Origin of the sequence: Moorena sp. SIO3H5, from assembly GCF_010692395.1 — a bacterium.
Taxonomy (GTDB): Bacteria; Cyanobacteriota; Cyanobacteriia; order Cyanobacteriales; family Coleofasciculaceae; genus Moorena.
On record NZ_JAAHHS010000595.1, the window covers coordinates 1 to 3,492 of the forward strand.

2 protein-coding genes, 1 pseudogene and 1 riboswitch are annotated in these 3,492 nt (G+C 43.4%); of the genes and pseudogenes, 2 read left to right on the forward strand and 1 reads right to left on the reverse strand.

What is annotated here, in order from left to right:
- Positions 1–724: 724 nt before the first annotated feature.
- On the forward strand, positions 725–1,303 hold the full coding sequence (locus F6K52_RS34100; RefSeq protein ID WP_293089295.1) for a hypothetical protein: 579 nt from the start codon (positions 725–727) through the stop codon (positions 1,301–1,303).
- A gap of 256 nt (positions 1,304–1,559) precedes the next feature.
- Positions 1,560–1,705: riboswitch (cobalamin riboswitch) on the forward strand.
- Positions 1,706–2,030: 325 nt separating this feature from the next.
- Here the strand turns inward: F6K52_RS34100 and F6K52_RS34105 are convergent.
- Positions 2,031–2,255: a hypothetical protein gene (locus tag F6K52_RS34105; RefSeq protein WP_293089297.1), complete on the reverse strand. Its 225-nt coding sequence runs from the start codon at positions 2,253–2,255 to the stop codon at positions 2,031–2,033.
- A gap of 168 nt (positions 2,256–2,423) precedes the next feature.
- Between F6K52_RS34105 and F6K52_RS34110 the strand changes: the two are divergent.
- Positions 2,424–3,362 (forward strand): annotated as a pseudogene (locus F6K52_RS34110) (fatty acid desaturase); the annotation flags it as partial.
- Positions 3,363–3,492 lie beyond the last annotated feature (130 nt).

Here is a 3,492-nt window from a genome sequence, read left to right on the forward strand (position 1 = left end):
TGTGACACCTGGATCACAACTCAAAATAATCAACCGTTAGCTTTCTTGACTGATGTCAACTCCAATCTGATTACGGCTGAGGATTTTGTTGTTGTGTAATCTAGCGTAATCATTCAGCATTCACCATTCAGCATTCACCATTCAGCACATCAAGTAGCCTGTGCCACGCTACTTGATGTGCTGGTGGTGATAAACATGTAGTGATACAACATTTACTTTAGCCTAAATAAGACATTTTTTAATCAAAAATAGAGTCACTTGACTGTAAACTTATTAGCAATAATTATATAAGTAATTATAAAAATTGATTGAATAAATATGAGGATGAGTTAATAGTAGATAGTGCTGAACAAGTTAGAGAAAGACCTTTGGCCGTAGGCGACGCTACGCGAACAGATTATAATCAGCAAAAATTATTCTATTCATAGTTTTGGCGCTGTCTTGATGCAATAGCGAGTGGGGGTTTCCCCCACTCGCTATTGCATCGCTAAATTAACATAAATAGTTTCATAAAGCCTATTGTAGCGTTAACTCAACGTAAAATTTACTTGGTGAATTTGGGTGCCGAAAACCAGTTACTGAGATATTTTCAAGTTTTTGGATAGGTCTTTAGAATATACATTCGTGAATAACCCGCTGTGGCTTAAGGCCATCTCATATTCTGGCCTAGTTTCTGTAACCACAGGCTTATGTTTACTATAGAAATAATTACAGAGCCTTTCCCATGAAAAGTTATCAAAGTAGTAAATCTAACCCAAACATTACAGCTCAAGCTTGGAAACTCCTAGCAAATGGACGGTTTTGGCCTTTCACCTTACTTGTAGTGGGAGTTGCGAGTAATGGGGTTTATGCCCACGCGCCTCTAGCTGCCTTTGCAAGCATGAGTGGGGCGACCTTGTCTCGACAACGGGCTGTGGGTGTAGCGTTGCTAGTTTGGTTGGTCAATCAAGCTATTGGATTTGGATTGCGGGGCTATCCCCTAACATCCACCGCTTTCACCTGGGGAGCATTGATGGGAATCGGTACCCTGTTGGCTGCTGTTGCGGCAAGTTGGTGGCCAGGTTGGTGTCGGGATTCCTTTAGTAGATATTTGACATGGATGGCGATCGCCTCACTTTTGGGATTTGCACTGTATCAAGGATTAATTCTGTTTGCTTATCCAGTCTTAGCAGATGGGCATCGAATGGGTTGGGAGATTGTGGGTAAGTTGTTTGTTAAACATTTGATTTGGTCTGGAGGAATTACAATTGTCCATAGCCTATTGCTTTGGCGCATCGTGAACCGTCGCCAGTCTGTCATTTAATCGTTAACACCCCATGACTGACTTTTCTGGCTGGGTAACTCCACTGAATCACCGCGCTGTTGAAGCCCTCTATGGCAATCAAAAGATTGAATAGAAGGATTTTCCCTCTACCGTTGATTTAGTCGAGCCTTTACTCCAAACACTATTTCAGGAACGCTGGCAAGAGGTGGCGGTGCGGTGCGCCCCCACCTCTCAAATCTGTACCTCAGGCGATTGAAAATGGCTATAAATGTTTCTAAGCAAGAAAATGTAGTATACTATAAAATAATTTATCGGTTCTAGTGGGGATCAGCCACTAGAAGAAACGGGGAAAGTTGGGTGAGAATCCCACGCTGTACCGCAACTGTGAAGGAGACGTTATCGCTCTCAGTCAGGATGCCCGCCGATAAAAAGTCCATGTTATGCAACATCTGCGAGGTACGGATGATGGTGAATCCAGTATTTTTTCAATTCAATTCTGAGGGAAGCTTTCCTGAAGCTCGGAAGCGATTGCGATTGTAACTGAATTTGAACAACACATTTGAACTGAGTCCCTTGGATAGAGGGGTGACTGCCTGCATTTTTTGAAAAAAGAGCAGCAGTTTTTAAATAGCGATGTCCTTCGGACAGGCTTCGCCAACGCAGTTAATTTGCAATCGGGTAATTGGTCTTGTTTCTGTATAGAATCAAGCCCAAATTGCAGATGCTTCCCTATCAACTGCGATTGCGACCTATCTCAGTTCATGACTCAGACTAATGAACCTTCATGATGCTGCATCGTGCAGTTCATGATGTCGGTTTTTGCTGCTTTGAATTCTACAAAAATGTTACGAGCAAGTTTGTAAAACCTGGGACGAGTTTCACCCAGCCGTTTGTGCCTTGAAGCACGAGGGGTGCAGTAACCCTGACGGGCGATCGCGAAGCGTGTCTCGGAATAATCCCCTAGCGTCTCGGAACAAGAATTGACTAGCACAACTAATCCCAATGTATCACTGAATTGAGATCCATTATGCTCAAGTATTATCTGTATCATACTGGACAGATCTCTACATCGGTTCATCCCTTTGTAAAACGTGAATCTTCCCGGCAACTAAAACCACCGCATCTGCTCAGAAAAACTGACTTTGTTTTGATACCATACATGAAAAGCAGCAACCTGCGGGCAACCTATCAAATTCTCAATACTGTTGTCCCTTATGTTCTTTTATGGCTCTTGGCCGTGAAAGCAGCATCCATTTCGCTGTGGCTTCTACCCCCGATTATTGCGCTGCTAATTCTTTTCTCCCTGCGCTGTTTTTCATTGATGCATGATTGCGGACACTATTCTCTGTTTCGGTCAAAATCAATGAACCGAATCATGGGGTTTCTGCTGGGTGTGATCAACGCGATTCCCCAATATGCCTGGTCGAGAGATCATGCCTACCATCACAAAACCAATGGCGACTGGGAGCGATATCGGGGCGTTGCCGATTTCTTATCCACTGAGGAGTTTTCTAAGCTCGATCCGTTCAAGCAAAGACTGTATGAAGTCCTGCGACATCCATTGATGGCGATTCCAGGGGGCTTTTTCTATCTGGTGATCAAGCCCAGGTTAGTTTTAATCATGGGAGTTTATGATATCATCTATCATGTATTCACGGATTTGAAGCAGGGTTCAGGGTTTAACTTAGGGCAAACCGTCTCTGCTCATCAGTCGAAACATTGGCAGTCCGTTGCTGAATTTTGGGATGTACTGTTTAACAACATTTGTGTGGTTGGTGGTTGGATTTTCCTGAGCCATTTATGGGGAGTTGGGCTGTTTTGGAGTATTTACTCTATTACACTCAGTTGTTCTGCAACGATTTTCATCTGGATCTTTTTTGTGCAGCATATTTTTGAGGGTGCGTATGCTCACAAAACAGCAGGCTGGAACTATGTTCTCGGTGCAGTTGAGGGCACCAGTTATTTAGAATTACCCGCCGTTCTCAGATGGTTTACGGCAGACATCGGCTATCACACTATTCATCATCTCTCCGAAAGAATTCCAAATTACCATCTTGCAGCCTGTTATCGTGAAAATAACCATCTGCTCTCGGATGTAAAGCCCACATTCCGCAGGTTCATCAGCAAAGGAGATAATATTTACGACAAGGAGCACCAAAGAACTTTAGAATCCAACACCGTTCCTCACTGAGGTTAGAAATCTGTTTCAAGGAGGCGTAAGTTAATAA

Coding starts and splice junctions, on each gene's coding strand:
- F6K52_RS34100 (WP_293089295.1), top strand. CDS start 725: ATGAAAAGTTATCAAAGTAGTAAATCTAACCCAAACATTACAGCTCAA.